Raw genomic sequence first — 21,334 nt, forward strand, 5'->3', positions numbered from 1 at the left:
ATCCAGCGAAGGAAACAGACATGACGATTTCCATTTCCAGCCAGTTCGATGCGGGCGCGATTGAAGTGCTCTCGTGCGAGCAAGCCGACGATATCCGCCTGCGCGTGCGAGCCGACAGTCAATCGGATTTCGCGCAGTGGTTTTATTTCCGCCTCACGGGCGGGCGCGGCGAGCGTTGCGTGATGACGTTCGAGAACGGCTCGGCGTGCGCATTTCCCGAAGGGTGGCGCGACTACCAGGCCGTGGCGAGCTATGACCGCGTGAACTGGTTCCGCGTACCGACGTCGTACGACGGCAAGGCGTTCGTCATCGACCATACGCCCGAGTTCGACAGTGTCTATTACGCGTACTTCGAGCCGTACAGTGAGGAGCGCCATTCCGAATTTCTCGGGGCGCTCCAGCAGCTTCCGCACGCGACGCTGAGCGAACTCGGCCAGACAGTCGAGGGTCGGCCGATGACGCTTCTTTCGCTCGGCATGCCGGGCGACACCACGCCCGAAGGCAAGCCCAAGAAGACGGTCTGGATCATCGCGCGCCAGCATCCGGGCGAGTCGATGGCCGAATGGTTTGTCGAAGGGCTCGTGAAGCGTCTGGCGGGCTGGGGCGACTGGTCGGGCGATCCGGTCGCGCGCATGCTGCTCGAGCGCGTGATCTTCCATATCGTGCCGAACATGAATCCGGACGGCAGCGTGCACGGCAACCTGCGCACCAATGCTGCGGGCGCGAACCTGAATCGCGAATGGATGGAACCCGATGCTAAGCGCAGCCCCGAGGTGCTCGTCGTGCGCGATGCAATCGAGACAACCGGCTGCGATCTGTTCTTCGATATTCACGGCGACGAGACGCTGCCCTATGTGTTCGTGGCCGGTTCGGAAATGCTGCCCGGCTTCACCGAGCAGCAGCGCGCCGAGCAGGCTGCATTCATCGAAGCGTTCAAGGTGGCGAGCCCGGACTTCCAGGACAAGCACGGCTACGAAGCGAGCCGCTATCGTGAAGATGCGCTCAAGCTCGCATCGAAGTACATCGGGCATCGCTACGGTTGCCTGTCGCTCACGCTTGAAATGCCGTTCAAGGACAACGCGAACCTGCCCGATGAGCGGGTGGGCTGGAACGGGGAGCGTAGCGCCGCACTAGGCGCAGCCATGTTGCAAGCGATCTTGCAGCACGTCGTCAAGTTCGCCTGACGCGAAGGCAGCAGCATGACAAAGGGGGAAGCGGTGTGCACCGCTTCCCCCTTTGTCATGTGCGGCGCACGCCGTGTGGACCGCGCCGGGTCATCATTGCGTCGTCGACTTCTTTTTCGTGCTCGTTTTCCTGGCTGTCGACGTGGTGGCCGATTTCGTTGTCGGCTTGCTGCTGCCCGTCGCGCTTTTGGTGCCCTTCGTGCCCTTCGTGCCCTTCGTGCTCTTTGTACTCGTGGCCGAGGACTTGTGGCCCGATTTGCTCGAAGTCGCGGTCTTCTTGCTCTTGCCAGTGGTCTTCTTCGACTTCGTGCTGTGTTTGCCGCTGGCGTGGGCTGCAGTGCCGCCTGTCGAGGCGCGGGACTCGCTGCGCGCGCGCAGGGGCGGTACGGGATCGTTCCAGCTGAATGCGAGGATCTGCTGGCCTACGTAGCCGCAGCGGAACTTCAGATCGTAGGGCCCGTGGCCGCTGTCTTTGGGAATGCCGATGCCATCGACAGTGACGATCGTATCGACTTTCACGCGCTGCTTGCCTTCGTCGAACGAGTCGTTCCAGGGCGTGACGGTAGAGTGTGCACTGTCGAAAGAGCTGGGCGCAAACTCGACATGATCGAGTGCATCCGACGTACTGGCAATGAAATTGCCGTGCGCTGCGCAGCTTGCGACCAGCGGGTCGGCATGCATTTGGGTCACGAAGGAATTCGCGAGCTCGCTCTGCCGGCTGGAAAAATCGCCTGGTTGATCGATGGGGCCGGCTTGAGTGGCCTGATCGAGCTGATCGGCCTGGGCGGGCAGCGTACAAACGAATGTGAGACTCACGGCGCAGGCGGCCAGCCGGCCAATTACAGTCAGCAACTGGCGAGATGCGTTGTAGCGGTCCATCTGATTATTCTGGATGAGGGTGGGACATCAGGCACCGTAAGATGCTGCACTGCATGGATGAGTTCCGGGGCCGGACAAATATTTCGCGGAGCCGGCTGGCGGAATGGCTTCCTGGCGTGCCTGCCGTGCAAGCTGCGGCTTGTGGCCGCGGTGTGTCCGGGTCAGGTGCGTGGACCACCCAGCCGATAGCGCCGCACGTCGTAGGTCGTGACCCACGCGGGGCGATAGACCGCGATCAGCGCCGTGGCCATACCGGTAAACCAGGCCTCGCCGGACGCGAGCAGGAATACGCTGAAGGCATAGCCTGGCGGCACGGTGAGCATCGAGCCACCGTTGAGCGCGACGTGGGTGCCAAGTGCCAGATAGGCTGCCGCCGAGACCGCGATGGCGGGCGAGACAAAACCTTGGCCGACGATGAACATGAAGAGATTGCGCGGCAGCCATGCTGTGCAGGCTCGCTGCATCAACGCAGAGACGGCTACAGGGAACGCGCCGAATACGAGGAAGGTTAGCGCGACGCCGTCCCAAGGAGTGTCGAAGATGACCGCGGCCAGCACAACGACCACCGCCATGGCGACGAGTGCGAGCCCCCAGTCGAACAGCGTGACCACGAGGGTGGCGCCGAGCAGATGCAGCACGGTGCCGTCCTCGAGCCAGGCATTGCTCGCCCACAGCACGGAGACCGCCACGACGATGGCGAGCCACACGTGCTGGAGCGTGGCGTCTTGCAGACGCTTGAACGGGTTATTCCATAACGCGAGCGCGAGCAGGCCCCCGGCTGCAATCCATGCACCGACGATGACCCACAGCGGAAGCGGCGTATACAGGAACCCCATGTGCTTAATATTACTCGTTGGAGCGCAAAAGGTGTGCGCCGCTGGGCGGCGTCTCCTGTTCTTCGCTGTTCGAGTCGGCTTCGGAGCGAGGCTCAAGTGGGGCTGGCACCGCGTCGCCATAAGGAACGCCCGGTTCCGCGGCTAACGGTAGGGCATCCGTACTGTCGTCTTGTCGCAACGGATAGCGCAAGGAACGCTTGGCACGCGAGCGCAAGGGCACCGGGCCGCGGGTTTGGGCGCGCTGTCCCGGCGTGTGCGCAGCACTTGCAGTTGATTCGCCAGCAAGCCGTTGTAGATCGCGACGGCAGCAGCCCGGTTGGGGGCGCCGAGTTGCTGGAAGATGCTCGCCAGATGAACTTTGACGGTGCCCTTGCTGATACCGAGGGCTCTGGCGATCATCTTGTTCGTGGCGCCCATGTGGACGCAGCGGAGGATCTGTTCCTGGCGGGGTGAAAGGCTTGCCTTGAGGTGCGCCTTGGCCACATGCGGCGCGCTTTTGCCGTGGCGGCGCTGCGGCACTGGCCACGAGCCATGTGGGCAGAACGAAGGACCGAATATGTCGGCGGGAAGGTGGTCGCCGCCGAGCAGAATAAGCTCGAGCAGCTTGACGATCAGGATTGAGTCGGTGGTGCGCTTGATGATGCCGCGTGCGCCTTCGGCAAGTACCGCCCGAAGAGAGTGTGGCGGCTCGCTGCGGTCTACGAACACGGCGACCGGTAGCGTCTGATGCCGGCTCGAGAAATTGTGCAACTCGCCGGGGCGGATGCCGTCGTGCCAGTCGATCACCAGCAGGTTTGGTGTGAAGCGCTGCATCGCACGTTCGGCACTGCGCCAGTCTGGCGCGTCGTTAAAGCGTGCACGTCGATCGATTTGTCGTAACAGCGCCTTGAGCCCTTCGCGCCGTTCGGCGTCCGGATTGAATACCGCAAACCGCATAGCATAGCCCTCCTCTCGTGAATGGCCCCTCTCGAAATGTTGTGCGGCGCCTGTCCTGCACGCGCCGCTTAAAACCGGGCCAACAGCACCATGATGACAAAAAGCTTGCGTCGCGGCGGCCTGTCCAGATGGCGTAGGACATAGGGCAAAAAAAGCCCCGCACATAGGCGGGGCAGGGTAGGAATATGTCGTATTGCTTAGTGGAAATGTGGCTGAACGGGTTCAGCATCTTCCGGCATCTCGGCATGAACAATCTCACCGAGTGGGTCTGCGTATAGAGGTACGCCGCAGTCGTCGCAGTATTCCGGCTCGAAACGGCCGGCATGGCGGCGGATGTCGGTGATGCCCGATTCCTTCAGTAGCGCGACGATCTCTTCGAGCGGGCCGGTGCCAATATTTTCTTCGGACGGTTCCTCGTCGATGTCGGCATCACCGTTCTCGCGGCCGTAGAGCGGCCAGACTACGCCGTACAGCACATCGTTGCTGCCGCGCTTCGTGAATCCGACGCGGTATTCGTCGATACGCCGCTCGCCAAAGCCGGCGACAACGGCGCGCAGGTCCTGGGCGCTTGCATCGATCGTATCGAGCAGGTAGCGCACCGCAGTGCGGATGGTGTGGGGTCGCACGCGTTCATCGGCGTCGCGGCAGGCCGAGTAGTAGGCATCCGGCAGCAGACATTCGAATTCGCAACCGGGCATTACGACAGCAAGATTGGCGCCGCCCTGCGTGGCCCATTGCTCGAGGCACTGGCCACGCTCGATGCGCGAACCGTGCTCCTCTTCCTGCCAGCGGAACAGCGGCGCACCGACCGGCGCGGCAACCACGGCCAGCAGGAAGCGCGGGTCGGCGAGGATCGGTGAAGTCTCGGGCAACTCGCCCGCGCTGATCTTTGCTGCGGTGCCATGCAAGGCAGCTTGCGAAAGCTGCTGTGCGAGACGCCAGGTCTCGACGTGGTGGCGGGGCAACTGGTCAATGCTGTAGAGATAGGGAGCCATCGCTACACGCGTGCCGCTCGCCAGCACATGTGCCTGCAGGTGCGTACGCAGCGCGTCCGATGCATCCGATTTGAGCGGCCCCGACGGAATGACGTAGCGGGTCCAGGCAAGCACGGGCGCCGCGACGAGCAGCGCTTCGTACTGTGTACCGTCGTGCTCGATGAGAAACGACTCACTGTGGGTCTCGGCCATATCGGCGAGCGCGCCATAGGCGTCGGGGTGGTTCTGCTGAAGATGGTCGAGCGCGGCGTCGAGTGTAGTCTGGTTGCCGTTGCGCACGACCTTCGCGAGCAGCGTGTCGAGCTTGGCCTCCCAGAAGCGGTCTTCGGTGCGGCTGCCCGAGGCGAACAGGGCGAGCGACAGGCCGACGAGCTTGTCGGCATCGGGAGGAAGGCGTTTGGCGATTCGCGAGCGCATAAATCCGTGAGTTGGGATGCAGAGAACCCCATATTCTAGTCTGTTCCGCGCAGACCATCGGTTTGCCCTACAGAGTAGCTGGAGGCGAGGGCGCGAGATGAGGCGTTGTGCTTCGCTACAGACGATTGGCACGTGTCGACGGTATCGGCGGCCGCGACTCAAAAACCCCTTGCCAGATCGCATTCGCGTGACTAGAATTCTGCTCCTTCGCCCGCTGAAGTCCGGCAGCGAAGCCTGCCGCGAGAAACGGCGGGGCGTGAAGTCATCAGTTTTTAAACGGCGACGTTAAAAAAGATGTTGACGAAACGCGGAAGAGTCTGCATAATCTCGTTTCTCTGCTGCTGACGCAGCAACGCAGAAAGCGCCGGGTAGTTCGAAGTGGTTCCGGTGTCTTGTGCGACGCGATCTTTAAAAATTTACAGCCGATAAGTGTGGGCGCTTGATGGGTTTCGTGACCTGGTGATTCTTTCGGGGATGACCGGGAGTAGCGAAAGTATCAAGAGTCTCACACAAAAGTAAGTCAGGTTTTTGAATTTATTCAGAACCTGTCAGCTTTGAGTGAGCGACCTGTCTCGAGAGGGACAGAAAACAGTAACAGGTATTGAACTGAAGAGTTTGATCCTGGCTCAGATTGAACGCTGGCGGCATGCCTTACACATGCAAGTCGAACGGCAGCACGGGTGCTTGCACCTGGTGGCGAGTGGCGAACGGGTGAGTAATACATCGGAACATGTCCAGTAGTGGGGGATAGCCCGGCGAAAGCCGGATTAATACCGCATACGATCTTAGGATGAAAGCGGGGGATCGCAAGACCTCGCGCTATTGGGGTGGCCGATGGCGGATTAGCTAGTTGGTGGGGTAAAGGCTCACCAAGGCGACGATCCGTAGCTGGTCTGAGAGGACGACCAGCCACACTGGGACTGAGACACGGCCCAGACTCCTACGGGAGGCAGCAGTGGGGAATTTTGGACAATGGGCGCAAGCCTGATCCAGCAATGCCGCGTGTGTGAAGAAGGCCTTCGGGTTGTAAAGCACTTTTGTCCGGAAAGAAAACCTCTGGGTTAATACCCCGGGGGGATGACGGTACCGGAAGAATAAGCACCGGCTAACTACGTGCCAGCAGCCGCGGTAATACGTAGGGTGCAAGCGTTAATCGGAATTACTGGGCGTAAAGCGTGCGCAGGCGGTGATGCAAGACCGATGTGAAATCCCCGGGCTTAACCTGGGAACTGCATTGGTGACTGCATCGCTAGAGTATGGCAGAGGGGGGTAGAATTCCACGTGTAGCAGTGAAATGCGTAGAGATGTGGAGGAATACCGATGGCGAAGGCAGCCCCCTGGGCCAATACTGACGCTCATGCACGAAAGCGTGGGGAGCAAACAGGATTAGATACCCTGGTAGTCCACGCCCTAAACGATGTCAACTGGTTGTCGGGCCTTCATTGGCTTGGTAACGTAGCTAACGCGTGAAGTTGACCGCCTGGGGAGTACGGTCGCAAGATTAAAACTCAAAGGAATTGACGGGGACCCGCACAAGCGGTGGATGATGTGGATTAATTCGATGCAACGCGAAAAACCTTACCTACCCTTGACATGGACGGAATCCTGGTGAGAGCCGGGAGTGCCCGAAAGGGAGCCGTCACACAGGTGCTGCATGGCTGTCGTCAGCTCGTGTCGTGAGATGTTGGGTTAAGTCCCGCAACGAGCGCAACCCTTGTCCCCAGTTGCTACGCAAGAGCACTCCGGGGAGACTGCCGGTGACAAACCGGAGGAAGGTGGGGATGACGTCAAGTCCTCATGGCCCTTATGGGTAGGGCTTCACACGTCATACAATGGTCGGAACAGAGGGTTGCCAAGCCGCGAGGTGGAGCCAATCCCAGAAAACCGATCGTAGTCCGGATCGCAGTCTGCAACTCGACTGCGTGAAGCTGGAATCGCTAGTAATCGCGGATCAGCATGCCGCGGTGAATACGTTCCCGGGTCTTGTACACACCGCCCGTCACACCATGGGAGTGGGTTTTGCCAGAAGTGGCTAGTCTAACCGCAAGGAGGACGGTCACCACGGCAGGATTCATGACTGGGGTGAAGTCGTAACAAGGTAGCCGTATCGGAAGGTGCGGCTGGATCACCTCCTTTCCAGAGCTCATTGCGAAGTTCATTGAAGCGCTCACACTTGTCGGCTGTAGAAAAGACAGACTCAGGGGTCTGTAGCTCAGTCGGTTAGAGCACCGTCTTGATAAGGCGGGGGTCGATGGTTCGAATCCATCCAGACCCACCAATTTGTCTGCGCGGTGGCTGACTGGTAACCCCCTTGAGTATGCATGACTGGGGGATTAGCTCAGCTGGGAGAGCACCTGCTTTGCAAGCAGGGGGTCGTCGGTTCGATCCCGTCATCCTCCACCAATCCCTAATGCACAGCATCCTGCAGGAGCAGTTAAATGCAGGGAGTTTTGCATTGGCGATTGAGCCAGTCAGAGCGGTATGTGAAAACGTATCGGCTGTCGTTCTTTAACAATCAGGAAGAAGTAGTAAAGAGATTTATCTGAAACACACTTAGAGATGGGTGTGGAGTAGGTGAATCAGGGTTGTGATTGTATCGATGTATTTTTAAGTTCCTCGAAAGAGGGCTTTGGAATACGGCACAACGCGAAAACTCAGCCTGTAGCGAGTGAGTCGAGAGACGCACCCGTTATAGGGTCAAGCGAACAAGTGCATGTGGTGGATGCCTTGGCGATCACAGGCGATGAAGGACGCGGTAGCCTGCGAAAAGCTCCGGGGAGCTGGCAAACAAGCTTTGATCCGGAGATGTCCGAATGGGGAAACCCACTCCGAATGGAGTATCCGTGACTGAATACATAGGTCACGTGAAGCGAACGCGGCGAACTGAAACATCTAAGTAGCCGCAGGAAAAGAAATCAACCGAGATTCCCAGAGTAGTGGCGAGCGAAATGGGATCAGCCTGCATTCTTTATCTGTACCGTTAGTCGAACGCTCTGGAAAGTGCGGCCATAGCAGGTGATAGCCCTGTAGACGAAAACGGAATGGAAGAACTAGGGATGCGACAAGTAGGGCGGGACACGTGAAATCCTGTCTGAAGATGGGGGGACCATCCTCCAAGGCTAAATACTCGTGATCGACCGATAGTGAACCAGTACCGTGAGGGAAAGGCGAAAAGAACCCCGGGAGGGGAGTGAAACAGATCCTGAAACCGCATGCATACAAACAGTCGGAGCCTCGCAAGGGGTGACGGCGTACCTTTTGTATAATGGGTCAGCGACTTACATTCAGTGGCAAGCTTAACCGAATAGGGCAGGCGTAGCGAAAGCGAGTCCGAACAGGGCGATTAGTCGCTGGGTGTAGACCCGAAACCAGGTGATCTATCCATGGCCAGGTTGAAGGCACGGTAACACGTGCTGGAGGACCGAACCCACTAACGTTGAAAAGTTAGGGGATGAGCTGTGGATAGGGGTGAAAGGCTAAACAAACCTGGAAATAGCTGGTTCTCTCCGAAAACTATTTAGGTAGTGCCTCGTGTATCACCTTCGGGGGTAGAGCACTGTCATGGTTGATGGGTCCATTGCGGATTACGTCGCCATAGCAAACTCCGAATACCGAAGAGTGCAATCACGGGAGACAGACATCGGGTGCTAACGTCCGGTGTCAAGAGGGAAACAACCCAGACCGCCAGCTAAGGTCCCCAAATATGGCTAAGTGGGAAACGAAGTGGGAAGGCTAAAACAGTCAGGAGGTTGGCTTAGAAGCAGCCACCCTTTAAAGAAAGCGTAATAGCTCACTGATCGAGTCGTCCTGCGCGGAAGATGTAACGGGGCTAAGCCATATACCGAAGCTGCGGATGCACATTTATGTGCATGGTAGGAGAGCGTTCTGTAAGCCTGCGAAGGTGCACTGGAAAGTGTGCTGGAGGTATCAGAAGTGCGAATGCTGACATGAGTAGCGATAAAGGGGGTGAAAGGCCCCCTCGCCGTAAGCCCAAGGTTTCCTACGCAACGTTCATCGGCGTAGGGTGAGTCGGCCCCTAAGGCGAGGCAGAAATGCGTAGCTGATGGGAAGCAGGTCAATATTCCTGCACTAGTGTTGAATGCGATGGGGGGACGGATCGCGGAAGGTTGTCCGGGTGTTGGAAGTCCCGGTCGCTGCATTGGAGAAGGCGCTTTGGCAAATCCGGGCGCGTAATTCAAGGGTGTGGCGCGAGCTTCTTCGGAAGCGAAGCAACTGGAAGGGGTTCCAGGAAAAGCCTCTAAGCTTCAGTTCAACATTAACCGTACCGCAAACCGACACAGGTGGGCGAGATGAGTATTCTAAGGCGCTTGAGAGAACTCGGGAGAAGGAACTCGGCAAATTGGTACCGTAACTTCGGGATAAGGTACGCCCTGGTAGCTTGAGGAGCCTGCGCTCCGAGGGTGAAGGGGTTGCAATAAACTGGTGGCTGCGACTGTTTAATAAAAACACAGCACTCTGCAAACACGAAAGTGGACGTATAGGGTGTGACGCCTGCCCGGTGCCGGAAGATTAAATGATGGGGTGCAAGCTCTTGATTGAAGTCCCGGTAAACGGCGGCCGTAACTATAACGGTCCTAAGGTAGCGAAATTCCTTGTCGGGTAAGTTCCGACCTGCACGAATGGCGTAACGATGGCCACACTGTCTCCTCCCGAGACTCAGCGAAGTTGAAGTGTTTGTGATGATGCAATCTCCCCGCGGCTAGACGGAAAGACCCCATGAACCTTTACTGTAGCTTTGCATTGGACTTTGAACCGGTTTGTGTAGGATAGGTGGGAGGCTGTGAAGTGTGGACGCCAGTCTGCATGGAGCCGTCCTTGAAATACCACCCTGATCTGTTTGAGGTTCTAACCTTGGCCCGTGATCCGGGTCGGGGACAGTGCATGGTAGGCAGTTTGACTGGGGCGGTCTCCTCCCAAAGTGTAACGGAGGAGTACGAAGGTACGCTAGGTACGGTCGGAAATCGTGCTGATAGTGCAATGGCATAAGCGTGCTTGACTGCGAGACTGACAAGTCGAGCAGGTGCGAAAGCAGGTCATAGTGATCCGGTGGTTCTGTATGGAAGGGCCATCGCTCAACGGATAAAAGGTACTCTGGGGATAACAGGCTGATACCGCCCAAGAGTTCATATCGACGGCGGTGTTTGGCACCTCGATGTCGGCTCATCTCATCCTGGGGCTGTAGCCGGTCCCAAGGGTATGGCTGTTCGCCATTTAAAGAGGTACGTGAGCTGGGTTTAAAACGTCGTGAGACAGTTTGGTCCCTATCTGCCGTGGGCGCTGGAAGTTTGAGGGGGCCTGCTCCTAGTACGAGAGGACCGGAGTGGACGAACCTCTGGTGTACCGGTTGTCACGCCAGTGGCATTGCCGGGTAGCTATGTTCGGAAGAGATAACCGCTGAAAGCATCTAAGCGGGAAACTCGCCTCAAGATGAGACTTCCCCGGGGACTTGATCCCCTTGAAGGGTCGTTCGAGACCAGGACGTTGATAGGTCAGGTGTGGAAGCGCAGTAATGCGTTAAGCTAACTGATACTAATTGCCCGTAAGGCTTGATCCTATAACAGGTGTGTCTTCCTCCCGGTGTGGAGTGAAGGACGCGCAGGTTGAGAGATCGGTGTTGTGCCGGAAACAACACAACCCCAAGAAACAGCACCTCTTTACGCTTCTTCCCGATTGGCTGTGGCGCCAGGTTCACCCAAACCCGTGCGACGCAGCAACCCGTCATGCCTGATGACCATAGCGAGCTGGTCCCACCCCTTCCCATCCCGAACAGGACCGTGAAACAGCTCCACGCCGATGATAGTGCGGATTGCCCGTGTGAAAGTAGGTAATCGTCAGGCTCCTCATGCAGTATGTCCAGAACCCCGGTGGCTCCGAATGAGCGCCGGGGTTCTGGCGTTTACGTGCGTGGAAAATGGCGGAGCACGCTTGGTCTTCCTGGACTAAGCGAGCGTGACAAAAAATGACCATCGCGGCTGGCGAGCCCAGCCGCGCCAAGAGAAAGCTCACTGCGGCGCGCAGAGAGACCGTTCGACGGTCTCGCTAAGTCAGCTCAGTGCCTGCGACGCATGCGGTCGAGCACATGATGCTCGGCCAGCCAGTGATGCATCATGCCTTCACCGTCGTGTTCCTGCTTGTAAGCCCGCGATTCAAAAATCGATAGCCCAAGCAGAACCAGCAAACCGACAGCAAGTCCGATCAGCCCCGCAATAGTTTCCGCATCCATGGCAGCCTCCTTCGGTTGCAGCCATGTGGGTATCTTAGAACAGAAGCGGGCACGAAAAAAAGAGCAATGTTCCCGAGCCGTCAAATGCGTCTGCACGCGTTAGACTGCTGCATGGCAACATAATTTGAGGGAGTTTGCGTTAATGGTACGTGTCTGCCTGGCCATAGCGATGGTCGCACTGCTTTCTGCTTGTGCCGACGATGCAACGAGCAAGCATCATGGGCCGCCGCCCCACGATCCGGCCGACTATCACGGCGTTCCGACCGATGATCGCCCACCGGTGATGATCGAAACGCCGCCGGCGCAGTAAGCGCGCCAGCTGGCAAGAACAGGCGCCTTAGGGCGCTTGTTGCACTTTGGGACCCTGAATTGCGCCAGTGATCCGGGGCAGTAAAGGGGATAGGGTCAAGCCACGTGCTGCCATGAAGATCAGCAACGCCATCCAGAGTCCGTGATTGCCGAACAGCCCAACAAGCGCCCACGAGGCGATGACAAAAACAAGCAGCGAGGCAGCCATGGCCTGCATTAACTCGCGAGTGCGCGTGGCGCCGATGAAAACGCCGTCGAGCAGGAACCCCCACACGGAAATGACTGGGGACAGCGCCGCCCATGGCAGAAAGGTTTGCGCGGCTGCGCGCACGGCGGGTTGATCGGTTAATTGCGTGATGATCCATATACCGGCGCCCCAGTAGGCCGCCGAAAACCCGAGCGCACCCAGCACCGCCCAGAACAGGTTCACCTTGACCGCTTGCCGGAAAGCGTCGCGGTCACGTGCGCCGATCGCCGCGCCCACGAGCGCTTCGGTGGCGTGAGCGAAGCCGTCGAGCCCATATGCCATGAAAGTCTGGAAATTGAGCAGTAAGGCGTTGGCGGCAAGAATCACATCGCCTTGCCTGGCGCCGACGTGCGAGAACCAGCCGAACGATCCCAGCAGGCACATCGTGCGCAGAAAGATGTCGCGATTGATCGCCACGAGACGCTTGAGTGCAGCAGGTTCGACGATCGTGCGCCAAGCCAGCGGCGCGAGATCGCGCGGCCGCAGTTGCCACAGCACGGCAGCGCCGAACGCGAAGCCCATCGTGTCGGCGGTGGCCGTCGCTGCGCCAATCCCCGCAATGCCCCAGCCGAATCCATAGACGTAGGCAAGCACGGCAATCACATTGACGACGTTGATGAGCACCTGCGAGACCAGGGCGATACGTACGCGCTGTGTGCCAAGCAGATAGCCGAGCACGACGTAGTTTGCCAGCGCAAACGGCGCTGAACCGATGCGGGCATGGCAGTATAGCCGTGCATTGCGCTGGACTTCGGCGCTGCCGCCGATCAGTTCGAGGACATCGCGGATCAGCGGCGCCCGTATCAGCAAGATCAACGCGCCGATGCCGAAGGCGAGCAGCAACGCGCGCACGACATTTGCGCGCAGCCCGGGCTGATCGTCGGCGCCGAAAGCCTGGGCGACGAGCCCGGTGGTGCCCATGCGCAGGAAACCGAAGCCCCAGAACACACAGTTGAAAAAGAGGCCTCCTAGCGCGACGCCGCCGAGACCGGCGGCACTGCCCAGATGGCCGGCGACAGCAGTATCGACGGCGCCAAGAATGGGCTGGGTGAGATTCGCAAGGACGATCGGAAAGGCCAGCACCAACACGCGCCGATGCCAGCCACCGCGCGTCGGAAGTGCCAGATTCTCGCTCAACTGCGGCGTTCCTGCACACAGATCCACGGAGAAACCACAACGGCCCAGAGTTCGGGCTTGCGCTCGGCGTAGTCGGCGGCGGTCGAAGCCTGCATGCGTTCGATGAGGCCGGCGGAGAGCCATTGCGTCACTTGCGCGCTGTTGTCGCTTGCGATGGCTTCGGCGATGCTCACGAGGTCGAGGTCGCTAGCGACCGCGAGCAGTTTGCCTTGCGCGAAGAATCGTTCGAGATCCTGCCAGTCGATCTTGGCGGTCTCGCCGAGCAACTTGGCGTAAAGCGGGCTAGGGGCGTCGTCGTGGGGAATCGTGGCGTCGGTAGTCATGGTCTTGGGCATTGAGTTGCGGGCGTTACTATAAACGAAAGGTTGCGAATGGACGGCCTGCTGGCTGACACGGGGCCGAGCATCGAACGGAAGATCGGGCCCACGCGCGCTTCAGACACGCGGAATAGTCGGATGCCCGAATTCGCAGTAGAAAAGCATATAGAAAATTCGACTGGTGATAATTAATCGGACAAAACCACTAACAGCCGGATAAACGAAATGTCTGAGAAAAGACGGAAATTTCGAAGCCGAAATTCGGTGTTTCAAAAATTCCACTCGCGCAAATAATTGCATTTATTTGTGCGTTCTCACACCAAATAGCGAGGTGAGCAAGCGGCTTCGATGTGCAGTATTGCAGTGCGGGATAATGCAGCAGGCGATGCCTCTCCAGTGCACCTGATGGCATGCCGTCACGCCCGTCCAACAAGCCTTTTCGACATTTTCAGGTGGTCATGCATAGCGCGCTGCAATGCGCACATTTGTGCGCGAATCCGGTAGCGGCCGCGGCCCTAATCTTCATCCGAAATTGATGCGACACATAATCCGTGCGCCGCGACACATTTTCGATCTAATTAAGTGATTGCGCCGTCAGAGGCACGTTGATAGATTGCCATTCGGCGCATGGTAAACCGGTCCTTTGCCGATATGCGCCAAACCCCCGTTAGCCCGGCACCATGCCGGGCTTTTTTTTACCAAAACTAGTTAGCGCGGCGGCAAATCGCGAGCCGGATCGATCGAGCGTCCCTGATAGCGCAGTTCGAAATGCAGCATGACGCGATCGCTGTCGCTATTGCCCATTTCGGCGATCTTTTGCCCTTGCGCCACGGTTTCGCCTTCCTTCACGAGCAACGCCTGATTGTGCGCGTAGGCAGTGAGGTATTCGCCATCGTGCTTGATGATCAGCAGGTTGCCGTAGCCGCGCAGGCCATTGCCGGCATACACGACGGTGCCCGGTGCAGCGGCGACGATAGGCGTGCTGGCGCTGTTGACCATGTCGATGCCCTTGGAGTCGCGTCCGTCGAAGTTGCGGACGATTTGACCCGTGGTTGGCCAAATAAGCGAAATGGACGAAGCGGGCGCAGCCGTTGTGCTCGCGCTGTCCGCAGCATCCGGCCGCGGGGCGGTGCGCTGGGCACTCGCCGACGCGCCGCCCGGGGGCGAGACGCGCAGCACCTGGCCGACTTCGATCGCGTCGGGATTCTGCAGATTGTTCCAGCGCACGATATTCGAAACCGACTGGCGGTTACTGCGCGCGATTTTGCTGACTGTGTCGCCGCGCTCCACGCGGTAGAACCCGGGGCCGACCGGCGCAGATCCGCAGGCCGCGAGCAGCGCAACGAGCGCTGCGCATGCAAAACGTCTAAATCCCTTTGCCAACGTTGAACCTCGCAAGACGCTGCCGGCGGTTCGCCTCGGGAGAGGTGCCGTTCCGGCAAAACGTTCAATTCTAGCGAATTTGGCGCCGCGCCTGCGTTTTTCCACTGACGAATCGACTGGCGTGTCCGCTCATCAAAGGTCGTGTGACGACAACGCGCGGCATATCAGTCGAGCGGCTCGAAACGCAAGCGCAAGGCGGCGGTTTCGGTGGCGCCCGCTGCAAGCCAGCGCAGGCCGAGGCCATTGTGAATGGCATCGGGCAGGCCAAGCCATGGTTCGACGCAGTAAAAGTCGGACTCGGCCGCTTCGGTCCAGGTCGTCACCGCGTACCAGGGAAGCGAGCCCGGCCGGTCGAGGTCGAACGTGACCGCATGCTTGAGTCCGGGCGCAACCAGGCGTACCGGCCGCGCCGTCGCTGACGGCTCGAGCACGTGAAAGCGGTCCTGAATGCGCGCATCATCAAGGCGATACTGTGGCTCGCCGGGCTCCGGCGCGCTGATCGATCCATCGGGCAACTGATGGCGGCGCTGTGTCGGCGGTACGTCGAGCGTGCTCTGTGCGCGCTGCTCGTGCGGCAACTCGAAGTAGAAGTGATGGCCCGCATACCAGGGCATGGGCGCATCGCCGGTGTTCGTCGCGGTGAGTTCGACATCGAGTGTGTGATCGTCGATGAGCCGGTAGGCAGCTTCGAAGCGAAATGCGAACGGGTAGCCGCTACGCGTGGCCGCAGAGTCCACCAATGTCATGGTCACGCCGCGCCTGGCGGCGTCGACCTGGGCGGTGAACGGGAGATCTCGCGCGAAGCCGTGAGTCGGCAGATCGCGCACGACGCCTTGGGCGTCGCACCAGCGGCCGATCTGGCCATCGACGAAATGGCGTCCGAGAAACGGGAAGAGCAGCGGATTGCCACCGCGTACGCGCGCCGGCTGATCCCAGTTCGCATTGTCGGGCCAGCGGATGATCGGCTTGCCGTCGACGTGCCACGACAGCAGCCGCGCGCCGGCCCACGGCGCCAGACGCAGTGTCGAGGCGCCGTGGGTGAGTTCGAGAATGTCGTGCTGAGGGCTTGATTCCATGGGCGGGCGTCGAGTCGAAAAGAGGGAGCGGGCAACGGCGAGATGAGCTCAAAGCCGGGACTGCGTCGGTGTTCGACGCGCCCGGGGATTGTGCGCCGCTTTCGGATGCGTGAAAACCCTCGTCGGGAAATCGTGAGTGTTGCGCAAGCTTGGGCAAGCCCATAATCGCCCCGAACCGTGCGTTTGCGCACACAGCAACGAAGAAACGAAGAAGGAGGGCGCCAAAATGGATCTCGCCATGGCGATGGGAATGGGACTGTTCAGCTTGTTTATCGGCAGCAGCGCGTACTTTTTCTATAAGGTCGCCCGCTGATCGATCATTCGACCTGAGCAACAGGTCTCGACGCTTTCGATATTCTTTCGTTGTTCTTCGCGCTGGCTTTCAGTTCACCTCTTCTATCTCGTCGCGAACGGGCTACCTGCAGGGTTGTTCTCGCTCGAATCCCCCATTTTTTGTTACGCGAATCCGATTTTTCTCCGCACAATTTTGTTGCGGCGCGGTAACTTTTCAGACAAATGAGTCTCGATGCTTGGCGCTGCAATACGGCCCCGGCATAATCGGTGCGCCTTGCCGCGCCGTCCCCGCGATGGTCCGGCACTCTGTCCAACCATCTCGAGGATCCCCGCGTGAGTCTCTCGTTTCTGCTATTTCTTAGCGTGCTGCAAGGTGTCACGGAGCTTTTCCCGGTCAGCAGTCTTGGCCATACCTTGCTCGTGCCGGCGCTTTTCGGCATGCATATCGACAAGCACGCTCCGCAACTTCTGCCGTTCCTCGTCGCGCTGCACCTCGGTACGGCGATTGCGCTGCTCTGGTATTTCCGCGAGCGCTGGATCGCGCTCATCAGCGGTTTTTTCGCTTCACTTGGGGGCCGCAAGAACGATGACGGCCATATGATGTGGGCGCTCATCATCGGCACGATTCCGACCGGCCTCGTGGGTCTCTTGCTCGAAAAGCGCATCGAAGCGATCTTTCATGATCTGCGGATCGTTGCCGCGGCGCTGATGGTGAACGGCGTGCTGCTGTGGTTCGGCGACCGGTTGCAGCGTGCGCGTACACATCGGCCGCCCGAGAAGCTCTCGTTTCGCCAGGCATTTCTCGTTGGCCTCGCGCAGATCGGAGCACTGATTCCCGGTTTCTCGCGCAGCGGCCTGACGATGATCGCCGGCAACGCCGCGGGCCTCACGACCGAGAAGGCCGCCGAGTTCTCGTTCCTGCTCGGCACGCCGATTATTTTCGCGGCAGGCGTGCTCGAACTGCCAAAGCTCTTTCATGCGCACGACCAACTGGTGACGGCCCTGGTGGGGGGCGTGCTGACCGGTATCGCCGCATGGCTGAGCGTGAAGTTCCTGATGCGCTATTTCGAAGGGCGCGGCCGCCTCGCTTCGTTCGGCTTGTACTGCGTAATCGCGGGCGCGATCTTCCTCGGCTGGTTCGTGACGCATCCGCAGCCGCTTTGATGGTTTGCCTGTGCCGGTGCCGCGCTGCTGTGGGCGGCGCGGCACCGTAATCGGGTAGGGCCGGTACGGGCCGAACGAGGTATAATCCACGCCCGTCTGCGCCGCGCCTGCGGCGCGTTGCCTTGCAGGCCACTCACGCGACAGTAGCTCAGCTGGATAGAGCATCGGCCTTCTAAGCCGAGGGTCGGGGGTTCGAGCCCCTCCTGTCGCGCCAATGAATTCAAGCGCTTAGCCCGGTTTTTCTGACCGGGCTTTTTGCTATCTACGGGCCGTGTAACCACCAGGCAGCCCGATTTTTGCTCAAACAGCTGGCGTTTTCTGTGGGCCAGATCCACAGGATTCTGTTTGGGAAACTATTTTGAGGCGGCCTGTCCTGGCTTCCCCGCAACCGCCATTGCCCGTTCATTACGCCGTTCGATCGCAAGCCCGGCGATGCGCCGGCATTTTTCGATGCCGAGATCAAGAAGGTGGTGGCACTGCTGGGTACGCACCGACGCTGGCAGCCGTCGGCTCATTGAGCAGGTATCGTGCGGCGGATCAGGTGTCCGCGATCAGGATGCAAGTGGCTGTGAAGTACGACGAACGAGGCGAGCAGGCACAGGACGCCGCCGCGCAAGATGGTTTCAGGCCAGCGCGGCGCGTGGCCGGGGTGAATGGCGAAGTGCGGCGCGTTCGGCTCAGGCCGCGGCTTGTGCGTGTGCTGGGCGATCATGGCCATAAGCCCGATGGCTAGCAAAGACAGCATTACGGCAAAGATCCGTAGGGCAATGGCGTAAGTCATGACAGAAAAGGCCTGGCGGTGCGTAAGTGATTGATGGGCAAAGCTTATGCGCCGCTTGCCTGAATCGCTATCGGATCAATCCGAAACGCTTGCGGAATCAATTCGAGAATTGACCATTGGGCCGGGCGAGGCGTGCCGTGGCTTCGCCGCACCGGGCAGGTAAAAATTGGGGCGCGTGTTATCCTTTTCCGCAATTAACCTTTGCCTGCTAATGGCGCTTGGCTTTAATTCGTCCCCGAAAATTCGTTCATTATTTTTCCCCTCATTTTCTGCTCAGGGAGAACGCTCAATGCTGAAATCGCCCCGTATTCTGTCCGGCCTTGCCGCCGTATTACTGCTTTCGGCGGGTTCGGCCGCGCAGGCTGCCAATCTGGGTTTCCTCAATGACACGCCGGCTAGCTGGATGACGCAGGCGGACTACAAGTCGCTCGCCAGCGCGGTGCGGGATTCAGTCGCGAACAAGGCGGACGGCGAAACCTCCAACTGGAACAACGATGGCCTGCGCAACCCCGTGAAGATCGGCGCCACCATTACGCCGAACAAGACCCGGAAGGATGGCGACAAGACCTGCCGCGACTCGGAAGTGGTCGTGACCGCGAAGGGGCAGTCGATGACGCTGCGCCCGCAATACTGCCGTGTCGGCAGCGGCGCCTGGGTCTATCAGAAGAAGCACTGAACACACAGTGAACGACAAGACTGTCTCGTGCGGCATCGTGCTGCTCGACCCGACTGGCCGCGTGCTGCTTGCGCACGCGACCGGCACTGGTCACTGGGACATTCCGAAGGGGCAGGGCGAGCCCGGCGAGACCGAGGCGCAAAGCGCATTGCGTGAAATGGTCGAGGAGACCGGCATTGCGATCGACGCGTCGCGGCTCGTCGATCTCGGGCGCTTCGTGTATCGGCGCGACAAGGATCTGCATCTGTTCGCCGCGCGTGCCGAAGCGGGTGAACTCGATCTGTCGCAATGCCACTGCGTATCGCTTTTCCCGCGTCGTCACGACGGCGTGATGATTCCCGAGATGGACGCCTGGGCATGGGTCGCGCCCGTCGACGTGGACCAGTACGCGAGCCGCAGTCTCGCGCGGCTCTTCGGCACGACGCTCTCGCTCGCGGAGTTGCATGGCCGGCTTTGAATGAATGACCCATGCGGTTATCGGCTTGATGCGACCAGCCAAATAAAAAGCCCGCACGTGATGAACGTGCGGGCTTTTTGCATCTGGTGCTGAAGCGGCACAGCCTCCAGCCACTTTTGCGTGCTGGCTTACTTGCCCCAGCTGTCGCGCAGGCCGACGATGCGGTTGAACACCGGCGCACCCGCCTTCGAGTCGTAGCGGTCGGCGACGAAGTAGCCATGGCGCTCGAACTGATAGCGGTCTTCCGGCGCCGCGTCGCGCGCGCCCGGCTCCAGATACGCTTGCACCACGCGCTTGGAATTCGGGTTGAGCGCGTCGAGGTAGTCGCGGCCGCCCGCGTCGGGCTGCTCTTCGCGGAACAGGCGATCGTACAGACGCACTTCCGCCGGGCACGCATGCGCCGCGCTCACCCAGTGGATGTTGCCCTTCACCTTGTAGTTGTTCGCGCCGTCGGTGCCCGATTTGCTGTCCGGGAAGTAGTTGCAGTGCACGGCGATTACATTGCCATTCTCGTCCTTGTCCGCGCTCGTGCATTCGATCACGAAGCCGTAGCGCAGGCGCACCTTGTTGCCCGGGAACAGGCGGAAGTAGCCCTTGGGCGGCGTCTCGTTGAAGTCCTCGCGCTCGATCCACAGTTCGCGGGAGATCGGGAACGTGCGCAGGCCGCGCTCCGGATGATGCGGATGCACGGGCGCCGTGCAGTCCTCGCTCTGGCCTTCCGGATAGTTGTCGATGATGAGCTTGACGGGGTCGAGCACGGCCACGGTGCGCGGCGCTTTTTCGTCGAGATCGTCGCGCAGCGCGCCTTCGAGAATGCTCATGTCGATCCACGAATCCACCTTGGTCACGCCGATGCGCTCGCAGAACAGATGGATCGCTTCAGGCGTGAAGCCGCGCCGGCGCACGCCGACGATGGTGGGCATGCGCGGGTCGTCCCAGCCGTCCACGTGGCCTTCGTTCACGAGTTGCAGCAGCTTGCGCTTGCTGGTGATCGCGTAGGTGAGGTTCAGGCGCGAGAACTCGATTTGCTGGGGCAGCGGGCGCGTGAAGACGCCGGCATCGGCGAGTTCGTTGAGCACCCAGTCGTAGAGCGGCCGATGATCTTCGAACTCGAGCGTGCACAGCGAGTGCGTGATGTTCTCGAGCGCGTCCGAGATGCAGTGCGTGTAGTCGTACATCGGATACACGCACCATTTGTCGCCGGTGCGGTAGTGATGCGCGAAGCGGATGCGGTAGATCACCGGATCGCGCATGTTGAAGTTCGGCGACGCCATGTCGATTTTCGCGCGCAACACGTGCGCGCCTTCCTCGAACTCGCCCGCCTTCATGCGGCGAAACAGGTCGAGGTTTTCGTCGACGGAGCGGTCGCGGAACGGCGAGTTCTTGCCGGCTTCGGTGGCCGAGCCGCGGTTCGCGCGCATCTCTTCCGGCGACTGGCTGTCCACGTAGGCGCGGCCGCGCTGGATCAGCAGCTCGGCGAATTCGTAGAGCTTGTCGTAGTAGTCGCTCGCGTAGAAGAGGTAGTCGCGGTCGTCGTTGGCCTTCTTCCACTCGAAGCCGAGCCACTTGACTGCGTCGATGATCGAGTTGACGTACTCGACGCTTTCCTTTTCAGGATTGGTGTCGTCGAAACGCAGATGGCACACGCCGCCATAGCTCTTCGCGACGCCGAAGTTCAGGCAGATGCTCTTCGCGTGGCCGATGTGCAGATAGCCATTCGGCTCCGGCGGGAAGCGCGTTTCCACGCGCTGTGCCCACTTGCCCGAGCGGTTGTCGTCGTCGATGATGTTGCGGATGAAATTGGATGCCGCAGGCGCGTCCGTGCGGTCGGCGTCTTTACGTTCGGTATTCATGCGAAAAGGGAAGTCGTTCGAGGGCGCGGTACATAAGGAAAGTCGCAACCCGGCGCCCAGTGTGTCTTCCATTCTACCTGACGAGGTGGGGCCTGCCAGTCCCGGCTCGCGGGCGTCGCGCCGGCGCGTTGCGCGGGCCGCTGCGAAGT

General features: G+C 59.8%; 16 protein-coding genes, 3 tRNA genes, 3 rRNA genes and 1 pseudogene. 12 read left to right on the top strand and 11 right to left on the bottom strand.

All coding sequences use genetic code 11. From position 1 onward, the window contains the following. The first annotated feature begins 20 nt into the window (after positions 1-20). A complete protein-coding gene (locus P5W99_RS05425; RefSeq protein WP_434662149.1) occupies positions 21-1,184 on the top strand; it encodes a M14 family metallopeptidase in 1,164 nt (387 codons plus the stop codon). Positions 1,185-1,277: 93 nt separating this feature from the next. Here the strand turns inward: P5W99_RS05425 and P5W99_RS05430 are convergent, their stop codons facing one another. From P5W99_RS05430 to P5W99_RS05445, 4 genes and pseudogenes are all read right to left on the bottom strand, one after another. Continuing rightward, complete coding sequence (locus P5W99_RS05430) at positions 1,278-2,063, bottom strand: BspC domain-containing protein (RefSeq protein WP_434662150.1); 786 nt, start codon at positions 2,061-2,063, stop codon at positions 1,278-1,280. Positions 2,064-2,224: 161 nt separating this feature from the next. Next, entirely contained in the window at positions 2,225-2,899 is a 675-nt protein-coding gene (locus P5W99_RS05435; protein ID WP_421023581.1) for an energy-coupling factor ABC transporter permease, read from the bottom strand. 10 nt (positions 2,900-2,909) lie between these two features. Then, positions 2,910-3,835 (bottom strand): annotated as a pseudogene (locus P5W99_RS05440) (helix-turn-helix transcriptional regulator). Positions 3,836-4,032: 197 nt separating this feature from the next. After that, the gene (locus P5W99_RS05445; RefSeq protein ID WP_421023582.1) at positions 4,033-5,247 is read right to left on the bottom strand and encodes a DUF2863 family protein; all 1,215 of its coding nucleotides are present in this window, start codon (positions 5,245-5,247) and stop codon (positions 4,033-4,035) included. Positions 5,248-5,850: 603 nt separating this feature from the next. Between P5W99_RS05445 and P5W99_RS05450 the strand changes: the two genes are divergently transcribed. The 5 genes from P5W99_RS05450 to rrf all read left to right on the top strand — a co-directional run bounded on the left by P5W99_RS05450 (position 5,851) and on the right by rrf (position 11,105). Further along, positions 5,851-7,383, top strand: a 16S ribosomal RNA gene (locus P5W99_RS05450). Positions 7,384-7,448: 65 nt separating this feature from the next. Further along, positions 7,449-7,525, top strand: a tRNA-Ile gene (locus P5W99_RS05455). 49 nt (positions 7,526-7,574) lie between these two features. Beyond that, positions 7,575-7,650, top strand: a tRNA-Ala gene (locus P5W99_RS05460). Between the two features lie 292 nt (positions 7,651-7,942). Beyond that, positions 7,943-10,822 (top strand): 23S ribosomal RNA (locus P5W99_RS05465). A gap of 169 nt (positions 10,823-10,991) precedes the next feature. Beyond that, positions 10,992-11,105 (top strand): 5S ribosomal RNA (rrf, locus tag P5W99_RS05470). The 16S, 23S and 5S rRNA genes sit together here with 2 tRNA genes alongside, the layout of an rRNA operon. A gap of 212 nt (positions 11,106-11,317) precedes the next feature. Here rrf and P5W99_RS05475 read toward each other — a convergent pair. Beyond that, on the bottom strand, positions 11,318-11,491 hold the full coding sequence (locus tag P5W99_RS05475) for a hypothetical protein (protein WP_174220040.1): 174 nt from the start codon (positions 11,489-11,491) through the stop codon (positions 11,318-11,320). A 169-nt stretch (positions 11,492-11,660) separates the two neighbouring features. Here P5W99_RS05475 and P5W99_RS05480 point away from each other — a divergent pair, with 169 nt between their 5' ends. Next, a complete protein-coding gene (locus tag P5W99_RS05480; protein WP_421023583.1) occupies positions 11,661-11,801 on the top strand; it encodes a hypothetical protein in 141 nt (46 codons plus the stop codon). Between the two features lie 27 nt (positions 11,802-11,828). On the opposite strand, the gene P5W99_RS05485 is transcribed toward P5W99_RS05480, so the two are convergent. The 4 genes from P5W99_RS05485 to P5W99_RS05500 all read right to left on the bottom strand — a co-directional run bounded on the left by P5W99_RS05485 (position 11,829) and on the right by P5W99_RS05500 (position 15,960). After that, positions 11,829-13,184, bottom strand: coding sequence for an MATE family efflux transporter (locus P5W99_RS05485; RefSeq protein WP_434662152.1), 1,356 nt, complete (start codon positions 13,182-13,184; stop codon positions 11,829-11,831). After that, positions 13,181-13,507 (bottom strand): DUF2288 domain-containing protein, encoded by a 327-nt coding sequence (locus P5W99_RS05490; protein ID WP_421023585.1) that lies wholly within the window; start codon positions 13,505-13,507, stop codon positions 13,181-13,183. The genes P5W99_RS05485 and P5W99_RS05490 overlap by 4 nt, the downstream gene beginning before the upstream one ends. A gap of 702 nt (positions 13,508-14,209) precedes the next feature. Then, positions 14,210-14,884: a peptidoglycan DD-metalloendopeptidase family protein gene (locus P5W99_RS05495; RefSeq protein ID WP_434662154.1), complete on the bottom strand. Its 675-nt coding sequence runs from the start codon at positions 14,882-14,884 to the stop codon at positions 14,210-14,212. Between the two features lie 164 nt (positions 14,885-15,048). Next, positions 15,049-15,960, bottom strand: coding sequence for an aldose epimerase (locus tag P5W99_RS05500; protein ID WP_434662156.1), 912 nt, complete (start codon positions 15,958-15,960; stop codon positions 15,049-15,051). Positions 15,961-16,096: 136 nt separating this feature from the next. Between P5W99_RS05500 and P5W99_RS05505 the strand changes: the two genes are divergently transcribed. The 3 genes from P5W99_RS05505 to P5W99_RS05515 all read left to right on the top strand — a co-directional run bounded on the left by P5W99_RS05505 (position 16,097) and on the right by P5W99_RS05515 (position 17,632). After that, positions 16,097-16,273, top strand: coding sequence for a hypothetical protein (locus P5W99_RS05505; protein ID WP_421023588.1), 177 nt, complete (start codon positions 16,097-16,099; stop codon positions 16,271-16,273). A 314-nt stretch (positions 16,274-16,587) separates the two neighbouring features. After that, positions 16,588-17,418 carry an undecaprenyl-diphosphate phosphatase gene (locus P5W99_RS05510; protein WP_421023589.1) on the top strand — a complete coding sequence of 277 codons (831 nt, stop codon included), beginning with the start codon at positions 16,588-16,590 and terminating at the stop codon, positions 17,416-17,418. Between the two features lie 137 nt (positions 17,419-17,555). Then, positions 17,556-17,632, top strand: a tRNA-Arg gene (locus P5W99_RS05515). Positions 17,633-17,929: 297 nt separating this feature from the next. Here P5W99_RS05515 and P5W99_RS05520 read toward each other — a convergent pair. Further along, positions 17,930-18,199: a hypothetical protein gene (locus P5W99_RS05520; protein ID WP_434662157.1), complete on the bottom strand. Its 270-nt coding sequence runs from the start codon at positions 18,197-18,199 to the stop codon at positions 17,930-17,932. A 289-nt stretch (positions 18,200-18,488) separates the two neighbouring features. On the opposite strand from P5W99_RS05520, the gene P5W99_RS05525 reads away from it, so the two are divergent. Together P5W99_RS05525 and P5W99_RS05530 are read left to right on the top strand one after the other, a co-directional pair. Next, entirely contained in the window at positions 18,489-18,875 is a 387-nt protein-coding gene (locus P5W99_RS05525) for a hypothetical protein (protein ID WP_421023591.1), read from the top strand. A gap of 7 nt (positions 18,876-18,882) precedes the next feature. Continuing rightward, a complete protein-coding gene (locus tag P5W99_RS05530) occupies positions 18,883-19,332 on the top strand; it encodes an NUDIX hydrolase (protein WP_421023592.1) in 450 nt (149 codons plus the stop codon). A gap of 128 nt (positions 19,333-19,460) precedes the next feature. On the opposite strand, the gene P5W99_RS05535 is transcribed toward P5W99_RS05530, so the two are convergent. After that, positions 19,461-21,185, bottom strand: coding sequence for a glutamine--tRNA ligase/YqeY domain fusion protein (locus tag P5W99_RS05535; protein ID WP_434662160.1), 1,725 nt, complete (start codon positions 21,183-21,185; stop codon positions 19,461-19,463). Positions 21,186-21,334 lie beyond the last annotated feature (149 nt).

The sequence above is a fragment of the Paraburkholderia sp. A3BS-1L genome (assembly GCF_051125215.1).
Classification (GTDB): Bacteria; Pseudomonadota; Gammaproteobacteria; order Burkholderiales; family Burkholderiaceae; genus Paraburkholderia.

What these genes read in the sequence shown, in the direction of transcription:
- P5W99_RS05425 (WP_434662149.1), top strand. Translation starts at nt 21, where the DNA reads ATGACGATTTCCATTTCCAGCCAGTTCGATGCGGGCGCGATTGAAGTG.
- P5W99_RS05430 (WP_434662150.1), bottom strand. Translation starts at nt 2,063, where the DNA reads ATGGACCGCTACAACGCATCTCGCCAGTTGCTGACTGTAATTGGCCGG.
- P5W99_RS05435 (WP_421023581.1), bottom strand. Translation starts at nt 2,899, where the DNA reads ATGGGGTTCCTGTATACGCCGCTTCCGCTGTGGGTCATCGTCGGTGCA.
- P5W99_RS05445 (WP_421023582.1), bottom strand. Translation starts at nt 5,247, where the DNA reads ATGCGCTCGCGAATCGCCAAACGCCTTCCTCCCGATGCCGACAAGCTC.
- P5W99_RS05475 (WP_174220040.1), bottom strand. Translation starts at nt 11,491, where the DNA reads ATGGATGCGGAAACTATTGCGGGGCTGATCGGACTTGCTGTCGGTTTG.
- P5W99_RS05480 (WP_421023583.1), top strand. Translation starts at nt 11,661, where the DNA reads ATGGTCGCACTGCTTTCTGCTTGTGCCGACGATGCAACGAGCAAGCAT.
- P5W99_RS05490 (WP_421023585.1), bottom strand. Translation starts at nt 13,507, where the DNA reads ATGACTACCGACGCCACGATTCCCCACGACGACGCCCCTAGCCCGCTT.
- P5W99_RS05500 (WP_434662156.1), bottom strand. Translation starts at nt 15,960, where the DNA reads ATGGAATCAAGCCCTCAGCACGACATTCTCGAACTCACCCACGGCGCC.
- P5W99_RS05520 (WP_434662157.1), bottom strand. Translation starts at nt 18,199, where the DNA reads ATGACTTACGCCATTGCCCTACGGATCTTTGCCGTAATGCTGTCTTTG.
- P5W99_RS05525 (WP_421023591.1), top strand. Translation starts at nt 18,489, where the DNA reads ATGCTGAAATCGCCCCGTATTCTGTCCGGCCTTGCCGCCGTATTACTG.
- P5W99_RS05535 (WP_434662160.1), bottom strand. Translation starts at nt 21,185, where the DNA reads ATGAATACCGAACGTAAAGACGCCGACCGCACGGACGCGCCTGCGGCA.